This window comes from Ruegeria sp. BG6 (genome assembly GCF_056538465.1).
Genome location: NZ_JBQFTB010000003.1, coordinates 103,985 through 123,758 on the forward strand (window position 1 = coordinate 103,985; position 19,774 = coordinate 123,758).

Sequence of the window (19,774 nt, forward strand, 5' to 3'; positions counted from 1 at the left end):
CCGGCCTCCTTAAGATTTCTGGAACATGGCAAGCATGCGCCGGGTTACGAGGAAGCCACCGAAGATGTTGATCCCGGCCATGAAGACGGACAGCGCCGCCAGCAGAATGACCAGGAACGATCCTGATCCGATCTGCATCAAGGCCCCAACGATGATGATCGACGAGATCGCGTTGGTGATCGCCATCAGCGGAGTGTGCAAGCTGTGCGAAACATTCCAGATCACCTGGAAGCCCACAAAGATCGCCAGCACAAAGACGATGAAGTGCTGCATGAAACTGGCCGGAGCGATCAGCCCCACCAGCAACATCAGCGCACCACCAACACCCAGCAGTGTGAACTGCTGCTTGGTCTGCGCCTTGAAGGCCGCAATCTCCTGCGCCTTCTTCTCTTCCGGGGTCAGTTCCTTGACTTCCGGTTTCTTCTGCGCCGCAATCGCCTGCACTTTCGGCGGCGGCGGCGGGAAGGTAATCTCGCCCTCATAGGTCACAGTCGAGCCGCGAATGACGTCATCTTCCATGTCGTGATTGATCTGACCGTCCTTTTCGGGCGTCAGGTCGGTCATCATGTGACGGATGTTGGTCGCATACAAAGACGAGGACTGTGCTGCCATCCGGCTGGGGAAGTCGGTATATCCGATAATGGTCACGCCATTGTCGGTCACGATCTTCTCGTCCGCCACGGTCAGCTTGCAGTTGCCGCCCTTTTCCGCCGCCAGATCGACGATCACCGAGCCGGGCTTCATGCTTTCAACCATGTCCTTGGTCCAAAGCTCGGGCGCTTCGCGGTTCGGGATCAGCGCCGTGGTGATGACGATGTCCATCTCGGGCGCAAGTTCGCGGAACTTGGCCAGCTGCGCGTTGCGGAACTCTTCGGACTGGACCGAGGCATAACCGCCGGTGGCCGCGCCGTCCTGCTGGTCTTCTTCAAAGTCCAGATAGACGAATTCAGCACCCATGGACTCGACCTGCTCGGCCACTTCCGGGCGCACGTCGAACGCATAGGTGATCGCGCCCAGCGAGGTCGAGGTCCCGATGGCCGCCAGACCGGCCACACCGGCGCCAACGATCAGCACCTTTGCAGGCGGCACTTTACCTGCCGCCGTCACCTGACCGGTGAAAAAGCGACCAAAGTTGTTGCCCGCCTCGATCACGGCGCGGTAACCCGCGATATTGGCCATCGACGAAAGTGCGTCCATCTTCTGCGCGCGCGAAATACGCGGCACCATTTCCATGGCGATCACGTTTGCGCCCTTGGATTTGGCCAGTTCCATGCCTTCTTCGTTGCCCGCAGGGTTGAAGAACGAGATCAGCGTCTTGCCCTTGGTCAGCCGCTTCAATTCCACATCGGTCGGTTGGCGCACCTTGGCGACAATATCGGCCGCCTTCCATAGCGCCGCCGCGGTCTTGACCACCTCGACACCCGCAGCCTCATAGGCCGCATCCGAGAACCCGGCAGCGGCACCCGCGCCCTTCTCGATCAGGCACTCATAGCCCAGCTTCTGCAATTGCACGGCAGAGTCCGGCGTCATCGCAACCCGGTTCTCTCCGTCCAGTCTTTCCTTCGGTGTGCCTATTTTCACCGGTGCTATCCCCCTAATTTTGACTCAATCTGAGCAGGTGGTCGGTATTGTTTGATAAGCAAACATGTATCCTGCGCAACATTATTTCGCAAGCGCAGCATTTTTGACGTTGGATCATCGCCGCAACCCACTCATATCCACCGCCGTGTTTCCCGTTCATAACGGGCAAAATCGGCGCGGAATGTCCGGCGCAGGCGGTCTTCTTCCGGCAGGATAAAACGGCGTTCCAGGACCCAGACAAAGACCGGCACCAAAACCAGAGAAAGCACTGCATCAAAACGCAGAATCAGACCGGCCAGGATCAGAACATCCCCCAGATAAATCGGATTGCGGCTGCGCTTGTAGATGCCCGAGCGTACCATCGCGGTCGGTGTTTCGTGCGGAATGACGGTGGTTTTGTGGCGGCGGAATTCGACGATGGCCAACACGGCCAGAAGGATGCCCCCTCCGATCAGGATGCCACTCAAAAGATCGGTCAGGCCGCTTTCCAGCGACAGATCCAACGACAGATGACGTCCCTGCAGCCACGCGAGCACGGCGAATCCCAAAAGCCAGACGGGTGGTACATCAATCCGTTGCACGCACATTTCCTGTGATTGACGACACGCGCGATCATGTCGCTTCTGAACGACGTCCTACCGCTTTCGGGCCAAAATGGCAAAGCTCAGGATGTCGCATCGATGGACAGGCGGTATCCGATCAGATAGGCCCGTGGAAACACTGATCCGAAGCACAATGAGATGAGCACTGAATGACCGATTTTGCCGCAACCAAAGCCATGTTCGACCTGCCCGAGGGCGTGATTTATCTGGATGGCAATTCGCTCGGTCCTTTGCCCAAGGCGGCGGGCGCACGTGTGCAGGACATGATGGCCAACGAATGGGGGCAAATGCTGATCACCGGCTGGAACAAGGCAGGCTGGATGGGAATGCCGACCGGGCTGGGTGATCGTATCGGGCGGCTGATCGGGGCCGAACCCGGCAGCGTTGTGGTCGGCGACACATTGTCGATCAAGGTATATCAGGCCGTGGCGTCCGCGCTGGAGCTGTGCCCCAACCGCAAGGTTGTTCTGTCGGACAACGGAAACTTCCCCTCGGACCTTTACATGGCGGACGGGCTTCTGCGCTCACTCGGACCGGATTATGAATTGCGTGTGGTCGCCCCTGAGGACGTGGCCGCGAACATTACCGAAGACGTTGCCGTTCTGATGCTGACGGAAGTGGACTATCGCTCGGGACGCATGCACGACATGAAGGCGCTGACGGAACAGGCGCATTCGAACGGCACAGTTACGGTCTGGGACCTGGCCCATTCTGCGGGCGCAATTCCCGTTGACCTGTCGGGCTGCAACGCAGATTTTGCAGTGGGCTGCACATACAAATACCTCAACGGTGGTCCGGGCGCACCTGCCTTTATCTATGTCGCACCACGTCTGGCTGACAGCGTCAGGCCCGCACTGTCCGGCTGGCTGGGTCACGAAGCGCCATTTGCCTTTGATCTGGATTACCGTCCGGGCAGCGGGATCGATAGAATGCGGGTCGGCACCCCCCCGGTCATTCAGATGAGCGCGCTTGCATTAGCAATGGATGTCTGGGATCTGGCAGAAATGAACGACGTGCGGGCCAAGTCCATCGAACTGACCGAGCTTTTCGTTGCGCGCGTCGAAGCCACCTGCCCTGGTCTGCATCTGGCCAGCCCGCGAGATCCGAACCTGCGCGGCAGTCAGGTCTCATTCCATTTCACCGAGGGCTATGCCGCGATGCAGGCCCTGATCGTGCGCGGCGTGATCGGAGATTTCCGGGCCCCGGACATTATGCGCTTTGGCTTCACGCCGCTCTACATCGATGAACAGGATGTCGAACGCGCGGTCGAAATTCTTGCAGATATCATGCAGAACAGATTGTGGGACGCGCCGGAATACAAAATTCGCCAGCGCGTCACCTGACCTCTAGCCCGGCGCCAAACAGGTCAGCCACCTGGCCTACCTGTTGTTCGTAAACCTCGGCACCCGCTCCGGTCAGTTTCAATCCCTTGAGCGTCGCTGAAATGGTCCGGCCGGTTTCAACGGCGTCGGCGAACAACCGAACGCGCCCAGCTTGTTGTTGGTGTGACAGCCAGTCTGCGTAAAGCCCCGCCAGCATGGCCTCCCCCTCCGAGATGATCTCGGAAGACATGGACTTGGTGTTATCCAGCAGTTCAAGCCCGTGCGGCAGCGCCAGAATGGCTGCCATTCCTTCGGTCTGCGCCCGTATTGCTCGCTTCAACACGTCCGGCACGGAACCGGGCGACGCCAGTGCGGCAGCAACCGCTGCGCTTTTTTCCGCATAGTAGAGTTCGGTCAGCTTTCTGACGATCGCTTCTTTGTTCTTGTAGTGCAGATACACGGCCGGTCGGGACATCCCCGCGCCCCGCGCTATGTCGTCCATTGATGTCTTGCGAAATCCGTACGTTGCAAACGCCTGAAAGGCCGAGTCCAGGATCGCTTTTTGCCGTATATCGCCAACTGCTTCTGTCATGCTCAAATTCGTGACATTTTTTGTTTATTTTGTCAATTGACATCCTGACACTTTTCAACAATTGTGTCAGAAACCGCGACAGCTACGAGAGGTGCGCCATGGCGACCGCCCTTAAGATCAATGGAAAGCAGCATCAGATTGACCTGCCCGATGACGTCCCCCTGCTTTGGGTCTTGCGGGATGAGGTCGGCCTGACCGGGACCAAATTCGGCTGTGGCGTGGCAGCCTGCGGGGCCTGCACCGTCCATATTAATGGCGAGGCGGTACGCTCGTGCCAGGTTGCGCTATCGGACGTTTGGGGTGACGTGACCACAATAGAAGGTATCGGCACCCCGGACGCGATGGCCACCATACAGCAGGCCTGGGTCGATCATCAGGTCGCGCAATGCGGTTATTGCCAGTCGGGCCAGATCATGCAGGCCGCTGCGCTGCTGGCGGAAAACCCCGCCCCAAGCGACAGTGATATCGACGAGGCGATGCAGGGCAACCTGTGCCGCTGCGGCACCTATCCCCGCATTCGCGCCGCGATTCACGATGCGGCGTCCAAGATAAACGAGGCGTAAATTATGGCATCTGTTGGTAAAATCCTCCGCCGCACGTTCCTGATCGGTTCAGCCGCAATTGTCGGCGGCGTGGCGTTCGGCGCCTACTATGTCAGCCGCCCAGTTGCCAATCCGCTCAAACCCGGCAAAGGCGAGGCGGCGCTGAACCCGTTCGTTCTGATCGACCAGAACGGCGTTATCCTCTTTGCACCCCGCGCCGAGATGGGGCAGAGCGTGAAAACCACCTGGGCCGCACTGATCGCGGAAGAACTGGACGTGGATCTGGACCAGATCACCGTCCTGCACGGCCCGGCGGCGCAAGCCTATTACAACACGGCCATGATCGGTGAAGGCTTGCCGAACAAGGGCTACGACATCTCTGATTTCCAGCACAATCTGGGTGAAGCTTTGGGCGGGATCGGCAAAGTGCTCAGCCTGCATGTGACGGGCGGCTCGACCTCGATGAAGGACGGGTTCGAGCGGATGCGGGAAGCCGGCGCCTCGGCCCGCGAAACGCTGAAACAGGCTGCCGCCGACCGTCTGGGCGTGGACCGCAGTACCCTGAAAACGGCCTCGGGCCATGTGATTGCCCCGAATGGCGACAAGATACCCTACACCGAACTGGCCGTGGATGTGGCCAAGCTCGACCCGATCGAGGCGCCGCTGCGTGACCCCTCGGAATGGCGTTACCTTGGCCGACCCCAACCGCGTCTGGACATGGCCGAAAAGGCGACCGGCACCGCCGAATTCGCAATCGATGTACGCCTGCCCGGAATGAAGTTCGCCTCGGTCCGCATGAACCCGAAACTGGGTGGCCAGATGAACGGCTTTGACGACACCGCCGCGAACTCAATGCCGGGGGTCGAGAAAATCGTCGATCTGGGCACTGGCGTTGCTGTCATTGCCACCAATACATGGCTGGCCAATCAGGCAGTCGAAGCCATTGACGTGGATTGGGGCGACGCGCCCTATCCGCCCGGGACAGAGGCAATCTTTGACAGGATCAGGGAGGCGTTCGAGAACGACCCGAACTCGACCATGCGCGATGACGGCGACGTCAGCACTCTGCCGGACGGCGCCACCGAGATATCCGCGGAATACACCGTGCCTTATCTGGCCCACGCGACAATGGAACCGATGACGGCCGCCGCGCTGTTTTCCGGCAACAAACTGGAATTCTGGGGCGGCAATCAGGCCCCGACCTTCATGCAGATCAAAATTGCCGAGGCGGCCAATCTCGAAACCGATGCGGTTGAAATTCATACCACCTATCTGGGCGGGGGCTATGGCCGTCGGCTGGAGTTTGACTTTGGGGTTATCGCCACAAAAATCGCCATGGCCATGCCAAACACGCCGGTTCTGACGACCTGGAGCCGCGAAGAGGACATGCGCCACGACTTCTATCGTCCCGGCGCAATGGCCCGGATGCGCGGTGCGGTCAAAGACGGTCAGGCGGTTCTGATTGACGGTCGGGTCGCCTCGCAATCCTGCACACATCAGGCTGTGTCTCGCGTGACCGGGTTCGCCGGCGGCGGCCCCGACAAGGTACTTGTCGAAGGGCTGTTCAACCAGCCATATGCCGTGCCGAACTATCGCATCAGCGGCCACATCGCCGATCTGGATATTCCCGTCGGCTTCTGGCGTTCGGTCGGCAACAGTCACAACGGGTTCTTCCACGAAACTTTCATGGATGAAATGGCCCATGCCGCCGGCCGCGACCCGCTGGAATTCCGGCTGGAGCTGATGAAGAACGAACACGCGCCATCGGCCGGATGTCTGGAAGCGGTGCGCGACATGTCGGGCTGGACCGGCCAGACCCCAGACGGAGTTGGCCGCGGGGTCGCCTTCACCTACAGCTTCGGCACTCCGGTAGCGCAAGTGATCGAAGTCGTTGACGAAGACGGCAGCATCCGCATCAACAAAGCTTGGATTGCCTGCGATATGGGCATTGCGCTGGACCCCGATAACGTAAAGGCGCAGATGTTCGGCGGCATGATGTACGGCCTGTCAGCGGCCTGCTTTGGTGAAATAACCTTTGCCGATGGCGAGGTCGAACAGTTCAACTTCCCCGACTATGACGCCGTTCGTATGCACACGGCCCCGGAAGTCGAAGTGCGCGTGCTGGAAACCAACCGTCACCTGGGCGGCGCAGGAGAACCCGGCACGCCGCCATCAATGCCGGCACTGGGCAACGCGCTGTTTGACCTGACCGGAGAACGCGCTCGGTCTCTGCCGCTGATTAATCAGTTCAATCTGCTGGTTTGATGCAACCCGACCGGTCCCGTTTTGCGGGGCCGGCGCAAGTCACGCGGTTTGTTGAAACAGTCCAGCTTCCGATCCGGTCGCCCAGGCCCGCACCGCCGCTCCAAATGCTTCGAACAATGGCCGTGACACAGGATCATTCACAGCATCCCATTCCGGATGCCACTGTACGGACAGGGTAAATCCCGGGGCATCTTTGACATATATCGCCTCGGGCGTGCCGTCCGGTGCATGGCCGTCGATTTCGATCCTGTGGCCGACTGTCTTGATCCCCTGCCCGTGCAACGTATTGGTCATCACCTCGGTCGCGCCCATCAAGCGGTGGAACACACCACCCTCGGCCAGTGTCACGACATGGCGCAGGGCGAATTTCTCTTCCAACGTACCGTCGGGCGGCATCCGGTGGTTCATGCGCCCGGGCAGATCACGGATTTCGGGGTATAGCGTCCCGCCCAATGCCACGTTGACTTCCTGAAACCCACGGCAAATTCCAAAAAACGGCTGACCTCGCTCAACACAGGCCCGGACCAGTGGCAAAGTTATCGCATCGCGCGCCCGGTCGAATTCCCCATGCGCTTCGGTGGCCAATTCGCCATACTCCTCCGGGTGAACATTGGGGCGCCCACCTGTCAGCAGGAAGCCGTCGCAGGCCTCAAGCAGTTCATCGACGGATACATATCTGGGGTCTGCCGGGATCAGCATCGGCAGGCAGCCCGAAACATTCGCCACCGCATCGGAATTCATCGTACCGCCGGCATGCGTCGGGTATTGATCGTTCATCAGATACGAGTTTCCGATGATACCAACCACGGGTCGTGACATTGTTGTTTTCCAAAACGTTTCCAGATCTAGCTGAAAACTATCGGCAGCAGATGAGACGTGCAATAGCACACACCCTGCATCTCAGCGCAAGCTCCTGTTCACAATTGCACAATTTTTCCCAATTTTCGATCAATATTCAGGAAACTGTTCCAGCAATGTCACTAATAGGGGGAATAAGTTCCCAATGGCGGTTCTTCAGCCTCCACACCGGCCACGACATAACGTTGCGTGTCAGATCTCGCCGGTCAGGCCAGCAGCTTCGATGCCAGCCAGGGCCGCCGCCGCGTCGTTGTCCGACGTGTCGCCCGTCACCCCAACCGCCCCAATCACGGCACCCTTTTTGTCGCGCAGCAGGACGCCACCTGGAACAGGCACGACCTGACCGCCATAAACGCCATTCACCGCCGTCATGAAATAGGCCTGAGCCTCGGCGCGCTGCATCTGCGCGGTACCCGCCATGCCCAACATGACCGCCCCATAGGCCTTGCCTTGCGCGATTCCAAAGCGCCCCGGGGCCGCGCCGTCCTCACGCTCGAATGCGATAACGTGGCCGCCGGCATCCAACACAACCACCGAGAGTGGCTTCAACTCCATCTCATGCGCTTTTTCCAACGACTTTCGAATGATGGTGCGCGCCTTGCGCAACGAAATAGCCATCCTTGATCCCTTTCATCTGGCCCAAAATATCCTCGGGGGAGCGCGAGGGGGCAGACAGCCCCCTCGTTCCCGCCCGTGCAACTCAACCCAAACTGGCTTTCTTTTCCAGTCGCCGTGCATGCAAAACCGGCTCGGTATAGCCCGAGGGCTGCACCCGCCCCTTGAAAACCAGATCGCAAGCCGCCTGAAAGGCGATACCATCAAAACCGGGCGCCATGTGAGAATATTCCGGATCATCCGCATTCTGGCGATCGACCACGGTCGCCATCTTGCGCATTGCGGCCATCACCTGGCCTTCGTCAATCACATCATGATGCAGCCAGTTGGCCAGCGCTTGCGAAGAAATCCGGCAGGTCGCGCGGTCCTCCATCAGGCCAATGTCATGAATGTCCGGCACTTTCGAGCATCCGACACCCTGATCGACCCATCGCACCACATAGCCCAGAATGCCTTGCGCGTTGTTCTCGACCTCACGAGTGATTTCCTCTTCGCTCAGGTTGCGCCCGCCCAGCAGGGGCACGGTCAGCAGATCCTCAAGCGTGCCGCGCGCGCCGCCGGCCGCCAGTTCGTCCTGACGGGCCAGAACATCAACCTTGTGATAGTGGGTCGCGTGCAGTGTAGCGGCGGTTGGGGAAGGCACCCAGGCACAGGTCGCGCCGGATTTCGGGTGGCCGATCTTTTGGTCCAGCATGTCGCCCATCCGGTCGGGCATCGCCCACATGCCCTTTCCGATCTGAGCCTTGCCCTTCAGGCCGCAGGCCAGACCGATATCAACGTTGCGATCCTCATAGGACGCAATCCAGGGCGTGTTCTTGATGTCGCCCTTCGGCAGCATCGGGCCGGCCTCCATCGAGGTGTGAATCTCATCCCCGGTGCGGTCCAGAAAGCCGGTGTTGATAAAGGCCACCCGCGATTTTGCAGCGCGGATACATTCCTTTAGATTGACCGACGTACGGCGCTCCTCATCCATGATGCCCAGTTTCACTGTGTTGCGCGGCAAGCCCAGAATATCCTCGACCATGTCGAAGATTTCGACCGCGAACGCCACTTCTTCCGGCCCGTGCATCTTGGGCTTGACCACGTAAACCGACCCTTCGACCGAGTTGCCCCCCTCGCGCCGCAGATCGTGCATCGCGATCAGCGTGGTGCAAAGCGCATCCATCAACCCCTCGCCGATCTCATTGCCCTCGCCATCCAGAACGGCGGGGTTGGTCATCAGATGGCCGACGTTTCGGATCAACATCAGCGAGCGGCCCTTCAGCGCTGCGGTTTCGCCGCCAACGGCGATGTATTCAACGTCGCCAGCCAGCTTTCGGGTGAATGTCCGGCCACCTTTCGAAACCTCTTCGGTCAGGTCGCCCTTCATCAGGCCCAGCCAGTTGCTGTAGGCCACAACCTTGTCGGCGGCATCCACGCAAGCCACCGAATCCTCGCAGTCCATGATTGTGGAAAGCGCCGACTCCAGGCGCACATCGGCGACGCCTGCGGGGTCGGAGGCACCAATATTGCTGGAGGGGTCGATCATGATCTGCACGTGAAGACCGTTATTCTTCAGCAGCACGAACTCAGGCTTGTCAGCGGAACCGCCAAAGCCAACGAAACCTGCGGGATCGGCCAGCGCCGGCACCAGCGCACCGCCTTCGACGCTCAGGCCCGAAACGTCGGACCACGAGCCATTTTCCAGCGGTACCGCGTCATCCAGAAATGCCTTGGCCCACGCGATCACGCGGGCGCCCCGAGCGGTATCGTATCCTTTACCCTCGGGCAGATCGCCCGTCGCGTCAGTGCCATAGAGCGCATCATACAGGCTGCCCCATCGCGCGTTGGCGGCATTCAGCGCAAAGCGGGCGTTGGTGATTGGCACCACCAGCTGAGGCCCGGGTGTCAGAGCAATCTCCGGATCGACCTTGGCGGTTTCGATCTGAAAATCGGTACCTTCCTCGACAAGGTATCCAATCTCTCGCAGGAAAGCCTGATACGCGGCGGCATCATGATCCTGCCCTGTGCGGGCCAGATGCCAGCCGTCGACCCGGCCTTGGATCTTGGCCCGTTTTGCCAGCAACGCTTTGTTCTTCGGCCCCAGCTCCTGAACCATCCGGGACAGGCCTGACCAAAAATCCTCGGATGAAACGCCCGTTCCGGGCAGCGCCCGGTTTTCGATGAAATCTGCCAGTTCAACGGCGATCTGCAAACCGTTCCTGGCTTCTCTACTGCTCATATTCGACATCTCCCGCAATTGTACGCCACTGTATGCCGGCTTCAATTAGAGCGGAAGTTTCCGATAGGCAACATATTCGCCATCGCTTTTCGGCGGACCTGCCGGATTGGCGTGGCGTCAGCACGCAGGAGAAGCACGCCGGATTTACGTGCCCGGCACCGCTTGCAGCGCATCGCCGCAACCCATAACGTCGCGCCAGACATGAACCGATGCGAGGCCCCCGATGCGCGACGCCGCCCCCACCACAATCTATCTGAAAGACTACACGCCCTTCGGCTATCTGGTGGACAGTGTGCATCTGACCTTTGATCTGGCCGAACACGCCACGCGCGTCACATCGCGCATCGCGTTCCACCCCAATCCCCAAGCAACGGACCGAACCTTTTTCCTGCACGGCGAGGATCTGAAACTGATCCGCGCCGCCATTGATGGCGCGGACATCGCGCCACAGGTCACCGACAAGGGCCTGACTGCGGATGCACCGGATGCGCCGTTCGTGTGGGAGGCCGAAGTCGAGATTGACCCGGGCAACAACACCGCGCTTGAGGGGCTTTACATGTCGAACGGCATGTACTGCACGCAGTGCGAGGCCGAGGGGTTCCGCAAGATCACTTTCTACCCCGACCGCCCGGATGTGATGTCGACCTTCACCGTGCGGATAAATGGCGACCTGCCCGTGCTTCTGTCCAATGGCAACCCCACGGCCAAAGGCGAAGGCTGGGCCGAATGGACCGACCCATGGCCCAAACCGGCCTATCTGTTCGCACTGGTCGCGGGCGACCTGATCGCCTTTCCCGACCGGTTCACCACCATGTCGGGCCGGGACGTGGACCTGAACCTTTGGGTTCGTCCGGGCGACGAGGGCAAATGCGCCTTTGGCATGGAAGCGCTGAAGAAGTCGATGAAATGGGACGAAGATGTCTATGGCCGCGAATACGATCTGGATGTGTTCAACATCGTGGCCGTCGATGATTTCAACATGGGCGCGATGGAGAACAAGGGGCTGAACATCTTCAACTCCTCCGCCGTTCTGGCCAGCCCCGAAACCTCGACCGACGCCAATTTCGAACGGATCGAAGCGATCATCGCGCATGAGTACTTCCACAACTGGACCGGCAACCGGATCACCTGCCGCGACTGGTTCCAATTGTGCCTGAAGGAGGGTCTGACCGTCTTCCGCGATGCGCAGTTTACGTCCGACATGCGCTCGGCCCCGGTCAAGCGCATCCACGACGCCATAGACCTGCGCGCACGGCAATTCCCCGAGGATAACGGGCCGCTATCGCACCCCGTCCGGCCCGAAAGCTTTCAGGAGATCAACAACTTCTACACCGCGACCGTCTACGAAAAAGGCGCCGAGGTGATCGGGATGCTGAAGCGGCTGGTAGGGGATGAGGCCTATTCCAAGGCGCTCGACCTTTATTTTGACCGCCATGACGGGCAGGCCTGCACCATAGAGGACTGGATCCAGGTGTTCGAGGACACTGCTGGCCGCGACCTGAGCCAGTTCAAGCGCTGGTACAGCCAGTCGGGAACCCCGCGGGTGGCCGTAACAGAGGACTGGGCCGATGGCACCTATACGCTGACCCTCAGCCAGCGGACAGAACCCACACCGGGTCAGACCGAGAAGTTGCCGCAGGTGATCCCCGTTGCTGTTGGCCTTTTGGGGCCGAACGGCGACGAGGTGCGCGCAACTGAAATGCTGGAATTGACGGAAGCGGAACAGAGCTTTGCCTTTACCGGTCTGGCCGCCAAGCCAACGCCATCGATCCTGCGTGATTTCTCGGCGCCAGTGATCCTGGAGCACGATCAGACCAATGCCGAACGCGCTTTCCTGCTGGCCCATGACACCGACCCGTTCAACCGCTGGCAGGCGGGACGCTCACTGGCGCAGGACACACTGCTGCGCATGATATCCGAAGACGCCACCCCGGACTCCGATTATCTGGACGGGTTGCTGGCCGTGCTGCGCAACCGGGATCTTGATCCGGCTTACCGCGCCCTGATGCTGGGACTGCCAACGCAATCGGAACTCGCTGCCGCCTTGTTCGACCGTGGTGAAACACCAGATCCAATGGCGATCTGGAGTGCGGTCGAGACATTGCGGCAAGCCACAGCGCAACATGTGCAGGACCTGCTGCCCCGCCTGCACAGCGAAGCCCTGGTTCAGACCCCCTACAGCCCCGACGCGGAGCAATCCGGCAAACGCGCACTGGGCAGCGCCGCTCTGTCGCTGACTTCGCGCCTGGACGGCGGTGCCAAGGCAGTAGAAGAGTATGGCGCAGCCAACAACATGACCCTTCAACTCTCGGCCCTGGCCTGTCTTTTGCGGGCCGGAAAAGGTGAGACGGAACTGGCCGGATTTTACACGCAGTGGCAGCACGACCGGCTGGTCGTGGACAAATGGTTCGGCCTGCAGGTCGCGATGGCCGCGCCCGATGCGGTGCCAGACACCGCGCGCAATCTGACCGAACATGCCGATTTCAACTGGAAGAATCCCAACAGGTTCCGCGCAGTGATGGGCGCGCTGGCAATGAACCACGCCGGGTTCCATCAGGCCGACGGCGCAGGTTATGCCTTGCTGGCGGACTGGCTGATCCGGCTTGACCCGGTCAACCCGCAGACCACCGCGCGTATGTGCTCGGCCTTTCAGACATGGAAGAGGTATGACAGTGACCGTCAGGCCCTGATGCGCACACAACTGACACGCATCCAGGACTCCCCGAACCTGTCGCGGGACACCGGGGAAATGGTGTCACGCATACTCGACGCATGACGCCCTTTACCTTCACCCGGCAAAACCGCGCGCCCCGCACTGTACTGATCCTGATCGGCGTCTTTGCGGGGCTGATATCGCTCGTGATCTTTTTCAACGCCGCACTATGGCTGGTCGGGGTGCTGGCGCTTGCCACGCTGCCGGCCATCTGGGACATCGTGAAAGACACCAGCGCCGGGCTGACGCTGGACCGGGATTGCCTCAGGTGGCATTCGGGCGGGCGCGAAGGTGAAATCGACCTGAACGAGATCGATTTTTTCCGCTTCGACACACGTTGGGACTTCTCGGTTCGCGTCTCTCTAATGTTGAGATCAGGCAAGCGTATCCGGCTGCCGGATGAGTCGGTCCCGCCGCACCGGGCCTTTGAAAACACTTTGGAAAACGCCGGCTTTCGGGTCGAACGGCATCATTTTACAGTTTTCTGAAACGATGAGCCGCCACTGACCGGATTGACCCGGGATTCTGAAGTGTTTCAGGCAATTTACTTGAACTGACGCTGATTTACGGCCAGACTTTCGCTGTAAGTTACGTTTTTTGTTACAGTTCCGAGTTTCGCCATGTTCAGGTCATTCAGGGCTCATCTTGCCCGTTTCACAAATCCTTCCCGGCAAATTGCGCCGCCAAACAAGGTGGCAGCAGATGCTGTTGCCGCCGTTCTGCCTGATCAGGGGCAGCTTAACATTCCCGTTGCACAACTAAACGCTGGCGACTTCGTGGGACGCACCACTATTGAACGCGGCCGTCATCTGGCCCGGCAGGACCGGTGGGAAGATCTGTCCGCAGAAATGCGGGCAGCTGATGCAGCGCGCGACACCGCGCCCGACGGGTTGCCGATTGCTGATTTGCTGGCATTCGGTGCACGCTCGGATGTGGTTCTGGCCGCTGAACATGCATTGTCGGATGGCAAGGCCCTGTCAGACTATGATCTGCTAGGAGGCGTCGCCGATCTGGAAGACGTGATGCAGGAACACCCCGGCAACCCGATGATAGCCCTGATCGTTGCACTGGCACATATTGATCTTGCCTGGGCATGGCGGGGAACGGCGCTGGATGCGACCTTGCCACCGCTGCACCGGTCGCGCTGCGCAGCGCATTTTGACCGGGCGGCGGCTATTCTGCCCAAGTGCAAGGCCGTGTTGCCAGACAGCCCGTTGGTTGCTGCCGCAGGCTGCGCCCTGCTGGCCGGTCAACGCCGCACGTCGGTTCGGGTAGCGGACGAGTACGAGCGGCTGATCGCGCTGGACCCCGAAAACCAGCGTCACATGCGCGCCATGGGCAGCCATCTGCTGCCGCGCTGGTTTGGCAGCTATGAAGAGCTTGAGGTTCAGGCCCTGCGCAACGCCGCCAGAACGCAAAAAATATGGGGCGCCGGGGGATATACCTGGGTCCAATTCGATGCGATTGCCTTGGATGAGGAAGCCTGCGCTCGGGTCGATATCGAGTTCTTCCTGGAGGGGCTGCACGACATCTTGGAGCGTCGTCCGGACCAGCAGACCATCAACATGCTGTCGGCCTATTGCGCCATTACCGTGCAAAACGGCGTGGGCCTGAACGAAAAAGCCGATCTTGTCCGCTCGCAACTGCGCGAGGCGGCAAACTGGCTGATCCGCGATCATCTGACCGAACTGCATCCGCTGATCTGGGCGCATGCGGCCGCCGGGTTCAACAACTCGGTCCGCGTTCCTTCGCCCGAGCGGTTCGCTGCGCGCGGACACCGGGACGCACTGCGGGCCATCGCCGATCTGTTTCGCGAGGAACTCAACAGCGGCAAGGACGTGACATTTACCTCGTCGGGCCTGCAACTTTCACGGAACTGAACCGGCAAAAGACTGGAAATCACAGCCATTCCCCCTTGCTCCTCTGACGTGCCGGGCCTAATACGCTGGCCTAGACTTTCTGCGGATATGAGGCGCGCCATGCTCGACCTGACATACGAAATGCCCAAACCCAAGACCATTGCCGGGGCCAAGCACGACTGGGAACTGGTAATCGGGATGGAAGTGCATGCGCAGGTCTCGTCCAATGCCAAACTGTTTTCGGGCGCGTCGACAAAATTCGGGGCTGAACCGAACGCAAACGTTGCTTTCGTGGACGCGGCAATGCCGGGCATGCTGCCGGTGATCAACGAGTATTGCGTGGAACAGGCGGTGCGGACCGGGCTGGGCCTGAAGGCAGATATCAATCTGAAATCGGCCTTTGACCGCAAGAACTATTTCTATCCCGATCTGCCGCAGGGATACCAGATTTCCCAGCTTTATCATCCGATTGTGGGTGAGGGCGAAGTGCTGGTCGAGATGGGTGATGGCACCGCGCGCAAGGTGCGGATCGAGCGTATCCACATGGAACAGGATGCGGGTAAATCGATCCACGACATGGACCCGCATATGTCCTTTGTGGACCTGAACCGGACCGGTGTTTGTCTGATGGAGATCGTGTCGCGACCCGACATCCGTGGCCCCGAAGAAGCCGCCGCCTATATCGCCAAGCTGCGCCAGATCATGCGCTATCTGGGTACCTGCGACGGCAACATGCAGAACGGCAACCTGCGGGCGGACGTAAACGTCTCGATCTGCTTGCCGGGCGCGTATGAGAAGTATCAGGAAACGCAGGACTTCTCGCATCTGGGCACACGGTGCGAGATCAAGAACATGAACTCGATGCGTTTCATCCAGCAGGCGATTGAGGTCGAAGCCCGCCGTCAGATCGCAATTGTTGAGGCCGGTGGCAAGATCGATCAGGAAACCCGCCTGTACGATCCGGACAAGGGCGAGACGCGGTCCATGCGGTCCAAGGAAGAGGCGCATGATTACCGCTATTTCCCGGACCCCGACCTGCTGCCGCTTGAGATCGAGCAGGCGTGGGTGGACGATATCGCCGCCAACCTTCCGGAACTGCCGGACGGCAAAAAAGCGCGTTTTATCAGCGAGTTCGGTCTGACCGACTATGACGCATCGGTGCTGACTGCCGAGGTGGAATCGGCAGCGTATTTCGAAGAAGTCGCCAAGGGACGCAGCGGTAAACTGGCCGCGAACTGGGTCATCAACGAGCTGTTCGGCCGGTTGAAGAAAGAAGATCACGACATCACCGAGTCGCCGGTTTCGCCAGCGCAGCTGGGCGGTATCATCGACCTGATTTCGTCGGACGCCATCTCGGGCAAAATCGCCAAGGACCTGTTTGAAATCGTCTATACCGAAGGCGGGGACCCGGCACAGATCGTCGAAGAACGCGGCATGAAACAGGTGACAGATACCGGCGCGATTGAAACGGCTCTGGACCAGATCATCGCCGCCAACCCAGCGCAGGTCGAAAAGGCCAAAGTGAACCCGAAACTGGCCGGATGGTTTGTCGGTCAGGTGATGAAGGCGACCGGTGGCAAGGCCAACCCGAAGGCCGTCAACGAATTGGTCAGCAAAAAGCTGGGTTCGTAAATCTTCGGGTTTGCACGTCGCGCACGACCCACAGTGTGCATTTTGTACATAACGAAAAGTTAACCGCTCGGCCCCGATTTCGGGCTGAGCATCTGCTTGACTCCTCAGCGGATTGCACCCTTTCATCCCCGACAATTGAGGTGAGGTAACATGCAGAAAAGATTTGATCAGGAACTCGAAGACCGGCTGGTCCGGTATGCGGCGATCGACAGTCAGAGCGATGAGACGTCGCCCTCGACCCCAAGTTCGGACATCCAGCTGAACATGCTGAACCTGCTACGCCAGGAACTGACCGAAATCGGCGCGCAGGATGTTGAATTAACAGGTGACAGCGTTGTTGTCGCCACTATCCCCGGAACTGTTCCCGGCCCCACAATCGGGTTTCTGGCCCATGTCGACACCGCCCCGCAGTTCAATGCCGCCGGCGTCAAGCCGCGCGTGATCAAGGGGTACAATGGTGGCGAGATCACCTTTCCCGACGACCCCGATCTGGTCCTGTCGCCGGAGGAGCACCCCTATCTCGCCGAAAAGATCGGGCACGATCTGATTACTGCATCAGGCACCACCTTGCTGGGTGCGGATGACAAGGCGGGCGTCTCGATCCTGATGACCATGGCGCGGCATCTGATTGAAAACCCTGATATTCCGCACGGGCCGATCCGCATCGCGTTTACCCCCGATGAAGAGATCGGGCGCGGTGTTACCGAACAACTACCCAAGGATCTGGGCGCTGATTTCGCATACACTCTGGATGGTCAGGAAGTTGGCGAAATCGAATATGAGAGCTTTTCGGCCGACCGTGCCGTGATCCGGATCGAGGGCGTCTCGATCCACCCCGGGCTGGCGAAGGGAAAAATGGTCAACGCAGCCCATCTTGCAGCTAAGATCGTGCAGACTTTGCCGCAGGCGACGATGACGCCCGAGGTCACAGATGATCGCGAAGGGTTCATTCACATTACCGATATGAATGGCGGCTCCTCCGAGATGGAGATCAAGCTGATCCTGCGCGACTTCGAGCTGGACGCATTGCAGGCGCAGGGCGATCTGGTGCGGCAGGTCTGCGCCGCCGTGCAAGCCACCGAGCCACGCGCGGTGATCGAGTGCGAGATTTATCCGCAGTACCGCAACATGCGCTATTGGCTGGAAAAGGACATGACCCCGGTTGATCTGGCCCGCGACGCCTGCCGCGACATGGGGATCGAGCCTGTGTCTGTTCCGATCCGGGGCGGCACTGACGGGTCGCGCCTGACCGAGTTCGGCACCCCATGCCCCAATATCTTTACCGGGATGCAGTGCATTCACGGCCCGCTGGAATGGATTTCGGTGCAGGACATGGCCGTCGCGACCGAGTTGTGCCTTTCCGTGGCGACCAGGGCAGCGCAGAAACCGGGCAACAGTGGCGGCTAAAATCCGACATCGGGTCGACGTCTCTTTCGCCCGGCGGTCAACGTGATAACCTGTCCGCTACAGGCATTTCAGGAACGGTTGATGCAGCGCTACGAATACAAAGTTGTCCCCGCCCCGCAAAAAGGCACCAAGGCCAAGGGCGTGAAAACGCCCGAGGGGCGGTTTGCCAATTCGGTCGAACAATTGCTGAACGAGATGGGTCAGGACGGCTGGGAATACCAGCGCGCCGAGTTGCTGCCCAGCGAGGAACGCTCGGGCCTGACCGGATCGACGACCCACTGGCGCAATGTGCTGGTGTTCCGCCGCGCGTTCGAGGCTGAGGTCGCCCCGGTTCCCGTCCCGAGCCCGACAGAAACGCCCGAAGGCGTTCCGCTGGCCCACCCGATCCCGGGACCGGATACGGTGAAGGCGCCCGAGCCGGATGCGGTTCAGGCCCCGGGACCTATTTCAGCCGAGGTGGATGAGCCGCCCCTGACCTTGCAACGCGGCGAAAAAGCCGACGAAGATTCCAAGTAACAAGCATCAAGACCAGACGGTTCGAAAGGTGTGGTTTTGATGGCACGGATTTGACCGACAGGACTGAGACGGTCATCCGATTCAGGGTTCCGGTCGTATCTTTAAGAGATATTTTTTTGACACCCAGAAGGACCCCGTGCTGCGATGAAACCCCGCACAGCTTGTCTTTGTCTTTTTGCCGCCATCGCATGCCAGTTCGCGTTGCCCGCCGTCGCACAACAACGGTTAGGCTGGGTCAGCCAGATCGACGGGTTGGCCGCCTATCAGGGCAGCGCCGATCTGGATCAGGGCGGCGACTTCAGCGCGACGCGGTCGTTCCTGCGGGCTACGGGGCTGTATTATTTTGACAGCGCTACTTCGCTCGGTGTTTCGGTAAGTTATGGGCAACTGGATTACGATTTCAGCGCAGCGGACAACCAGCCATGGAACGATATCCGCGACATCCGAGTTTCAACCCCGCTTCGGTTTCAGGCCGGGCAAAGGGCCAGCGTGTTCGTATCGCCTCAGATCAGATGGGACTACCAAAGAGGTGCCGCATCTTCGGATGGGCGCACATACGGTGTTTTTGCGGGCGTCGCATGGCAGATGAGCGAAAGCTTGACCATCGGCCCGGCATTTGGGGCCTTCTCGCAACTGGAAGATAGCGGTGTGGATGTCTTTCCCGCGTTGTTGGTGGATTGGGACATCAATGATCGCTGGAACTTGAACACCGGATCCGGAATCGGAGCTACGCGAGGGCCGGGGCTGACATTGAGCTATGCGGTGAATGAAGATTTCAGCCTCTCGCTTTCGGCACGTTCCGAGAAAATCCGCTTCCGGCTAGACGACAACGGGCTGGCTCCAAGCGGGATTGGTGAAGATCAGAGCATCCCGGTGGTTGCGTCCCTCAGCTATGACCCGAATCCCGGCGTGTCAGTAACCGTCTTTGCAGGGGCCGAGTTCGACGGCCGACTGACGCTGGAGGACGAGAACGGTAACGAAATCAGCCGTCAGAACTATGACACGGCTCCTCTGGTCGGTCTCGCCTTCCGGCTGCGGTTCTAAGCGCA

Annotated in this window: 16 protein-coding genes; 10 read left to right on the top strand and 6 right to left on the bottom strand. The window is 59.8% G+C overall.

Annotated features, from left to right (window positions below):
• Positions 1 to 9: 9 nt before the first annotated feature.
• Together ACR0JW_RS07480 and ACR0JW_RS07485 are read right to left on the bottom strand one after the other, a co-directional pair.
• The gene (locus tag ACR0JW_RS07480) at positions 10 to 1,581 is read right to left on the bottom strand and encodes a Re/Si-specific NAD(P)(+) transhydrogenase subunit alpha (RefSeq protein ID WP_170677877.1); all 1,572 of its coding nucleotides are present in this window, start codon (positions 1,579 to 1,581) and stop codon (positions 10 to 12) included.
• A 131-nt stretch (positions 1,582 to 1,712) separates the two neighbouring features.
• Positions 1,713 to 2,162: an isoprenylcysteine carboxylmethyltransferase family protein gene (locus ACR0JW_RS07485; RefSeq protein ID WP_321254091.1), complete on the bottom strand. Its 450-nt coding sequence runs from the start codon at positions 2,160 to 2,162 to the stop codon at positions 1,713 to 1,715.
• Positions 2,163 to 2,332: 170 nt separating this feature from the next.
• Between ACR0JW_RS07485 and kynU the strand changes: the two genes are divergently transcribed.
• Entirely contained in the window at positions 2,333 to 3,526 is a 1,194-nt protein-coding gene (gene kynU / locus ACR0JW_RS07490; protein WP_170677879.1) for a kynureninase, read from the top strand.
• On the opposite strand, the gene ACR0JW_RS07495 is transcribed toward kynU, so the two are convergent.
• Positions 3,519 to 4,097, bottom strand: coding sequence for a TetR/AcrR family transcriptional regulator (locus ACR0JW_RS07495; protein WP_170615298.1), 579 nt, complete (start codon positions 4,095 to 4,097; stop codon positions 3,519 to 3,521). The two genes, kynU and ACR0JW_RS07495, sit on opposite strands and share 8 nt — an antisense overlap.
• Before the next feature lie 98 nt (positions 4,098 to 4,195).
• On the opposite strand from ACR0JW_RS07495, the gene ACR0JW_RS07500 reads away from it, so the two are divergent.
• Positions 4,196 to 4,660: a (2Fe-2S)-binding protein gene (locus tag ACR0JW_RS07500; protein WP_170824652.1), complete on the top strand. Its 465-nt coding sequence runs from the start codon at positions 4,196 to 4,198 to the stop codon at positions 4,658 to 4,660.
• Positions 4,661 to 4,663: 3 nt separating this feature from the next.
• On the top strand, positions 4,664 to 6,904 hold the full coding sequence (locus ACR0JW_RS07505) for a molybdopterin cofactor-binding domain-containing protein (RefSeq protein WP_170677881.1): 2,241 nt from the start codon (positions 4,664 to 4,666) through the stop codon (positions 6,902 to 6,904).
• Between the two features lie 39 nt (positions 6,905 to 6,943).
• Here ACR0JW_RS07505 and ACR0JW_RS07510 read toward each other — a convergent pair whose 3' ends face one another.
• From ACR0JW_RS07510 to ACR0JW_RS07520, 3 genes are all read right to left on the bottom strand, one after another.
• Positions 6,944 to 7,723 carry a gamma-glutamyl-gamma-aminobutyrate hydrolase family protein gene (locus tag ACR0JW_RS07510; protein ID WP_170677882.1) on the bottom strand — a complete coding sequence of 260 codons (780 nt, stop codon included), beginning with the start codon at positions 7,721 to 7,723 and terminating at the stop codon, positions 6,944 to 6,946.
• Between the two features lie 231 nt (positions 7,724 to 7,954).
• Entirely contained in the window at positions 7,955 to 8,380 is a 426-nt protein-coding gene (locus ACR0JW_RS07515) for a heme-binding protein (protein ID WP_170677883.1), read from the bottom strand.
• 82 nt (positions 8,381 to 8,462) lie between these two features.
• Positions 8,463 to 10,598 carry a malate synthase G gene (locus tag ACR0JW_RS07520; protein WP_170677885.1) on the bottom strand — a complete coding sequence of 712 codons (2,136 nt, stop codon included), beginning with the start codon at positions 10,596 to 10,598 and terminating at the stop codon, positions 8,463 to 8,465.
• A 223-nt stretch (positions 10,599 to 10,821) separates the two neighbouring features.
• Between ACR0JW_RS07520 and pepN the strand changes: the two genes are divergently transcribed.
• The 7 genes from pepN to ACR0JW_RS07555 all read left to right on the top strand — a co-directional run bounded on the left by pepN (position 10,822) and on the right by ACR0JW_RS07555 (position 19,769).
• Positions 10,822 to 13,374: an aminopeptidase N gene (gene pepN / locus ACR0JW_RS07525; RefSeq protein ID WP_480713770.1), complete on the top strand. Its 2,553-nt coding sequence runs from the start codon at positions 10,822 to 10,824 to the stop codon at positions 13,372 to 13,374.
• On the top strand, positions 13,371 to 13,799 hold the full coding sequence (locus tag ACR0JW_RS07530) for a hypothetical protein (protein ID WP_321254101.1): 429 nt from the start codon (positions 13,371 to 13,373) through the stop codon (positions 13,797 to 13,799). The genes pepN and ACR0JW_RS07530 overlap by 4 nt, the downstream gene beginning before the upstream one ends.
• A 204-nt stretch (positions 13,800 to 14,003) precedes the next feature.
• Entirely contained in the window at positions 14,004 to 15,191 is a 1,188-nt protein-coding gene (locus ACR0JW_RS07535) for a hypothetical protein (protein WP_480713771.1), read from the top strand.
• 99 nt (positions 15,192 to 15,290) lie between these two features.
• Positions 15,291 to 16,802, top strand: a complete 1,512-nt coding sequence (gene gatB, locus ACR0JW_RS07540) for an Asp-tRNA(Asn)/Glu-tRNA(Gln) amidotransferase subunit GatB (protein ID WP_480713772.1) — start codon at positions 15,291 to 15,293, stop codon at positions 16,800 to 16,802.
• A 150-nt stretch (positions 16,803 to 16,952) separates the two neighbouring features.
• The gene (pepT, locus tag ACR0JW_RS07545; protein ID WP_170677890.1) at positions 16,953 to 18,209 is read left to right on the top strand and encodes a peptidase T; all 1,257 of its coding nucleotides are present in this window, start codon (positions 16,953 to 16,955) and stop codon (positions 18,207 to 18,209) included.
• 81 nt (positions 18,210 to 18,290) lie between these two features.
• The gene (locus ACR0JW_RS07550) at positions 18,291 to 18,725 is read left to right on the top strand and encodes a DUF4177 domain-containing protein (RefSeq protein WP_170677891.1); all 435 of its coding nucleotides are present in this window, start codon (positions 18,291 to 18,293) and stop codon (positions 18,723 to 18,725) included.
• A gap of 144 nt (positions 18,726 to 18,869) precedes the next feature.
• A complete protein-coding gene (locus ACR0JW_RS07555) occupies positions 18,870 to 19,769 on the top strand; it encodes a hypothetical protein (protein ID WP_480713773.1) in 900 nt (299 codons plus the stop codon).
• Positions 19,770 to 19,774: the final 5 nt, after the last annotated feature.

Coding starts and splice junctions, on each gene's coding strand:
- ACR0JW_RS07505 (WP_170677881.1), top strand. CDS start 4,664: ATGGCATCTGTTGGTAAAATCCTCCGCCGCACGTTCCTGATCGGTTCA.
- pepN (WP_480713770.1), top strand. CDS start 10,822: ATGCGCGACGCCGCCCCCACCACAATCTATCTGAAAGACTACACGCCC.
- gatB (WP_480713772.1), top strand. CDS start 15,291: ATGCTCGACCTGACATACGAAATGCCCAAACCCAAGACCATTGCCGGG.
- ACR0JW_RS07550 (WP_170677891.1), top strand. CDS start 18,291: ATGCAGCGCTACGAATACAAAGTTGTCCCCGCCCCGCAAAAAGGCACC.
- ACR0JW_RS07495 (WP_170615298.1), bottom strand. CDS start 4,097: ATGACAGAAGCAGTTGGCGATATACGGCAAAAAGCGATCCTGGACTCG.
- kynU (WP_170677879.1), top strand. CDS start 2,333: ATGACCGATTTTGCCGCAACCAAAGCCATGTTCGACCTGCCCGAGGGC.
- ACR0JW_RS07515 (WP_170677883.1), bottom strand. CDS start 8,380: ATGGCTATTTCGTTGCGCAAGGCGCGCACCATCATTCGAAAGTCGTTG.
- ACR0JW_RS07510 (WP_170677882.1), bottom strand. CDS start 7,723: ATGTCACGACCCGTGGTTGGTATCATCGGAAACTCGTATCTGATGAAC.
- ACR0JW_RS07530 (WP_321254101.1), top strand. CDS start 13,371: ATGACGCCCTTTACCTTCACCCGGCAAAACCGCGCGCCCCGCACTGTA.
- pepT (WP_170677890.1), top strand. CDS start 16,953: ATGCAGAAAAGATTTGATCAGGAACTCGAAGACCGGCTGGTCCGGTAT.
- ACR0JW_RS07520 (WP_170677885.1), bottom strand. CDS start 10,598: ATGAGCAGTAGAGAAGCCAGGAACGGTTTGCAGATCGCCGTTGAACTG.
- ACR0JW_RS07500 (WP_170824652.1), top strand. CDS start 4,196: ATGGCGACCGCCCTTAAGATCAATGGAAAGCAGCATCAGATTGACCTG.
- ACR0JW_RS07555 (WP_480713773.1), top strand. CDS start 18,870: ATGAAACCCCGCACAGCTTGTCTTTGTCTTTTTGCCGCCATCGCATGC.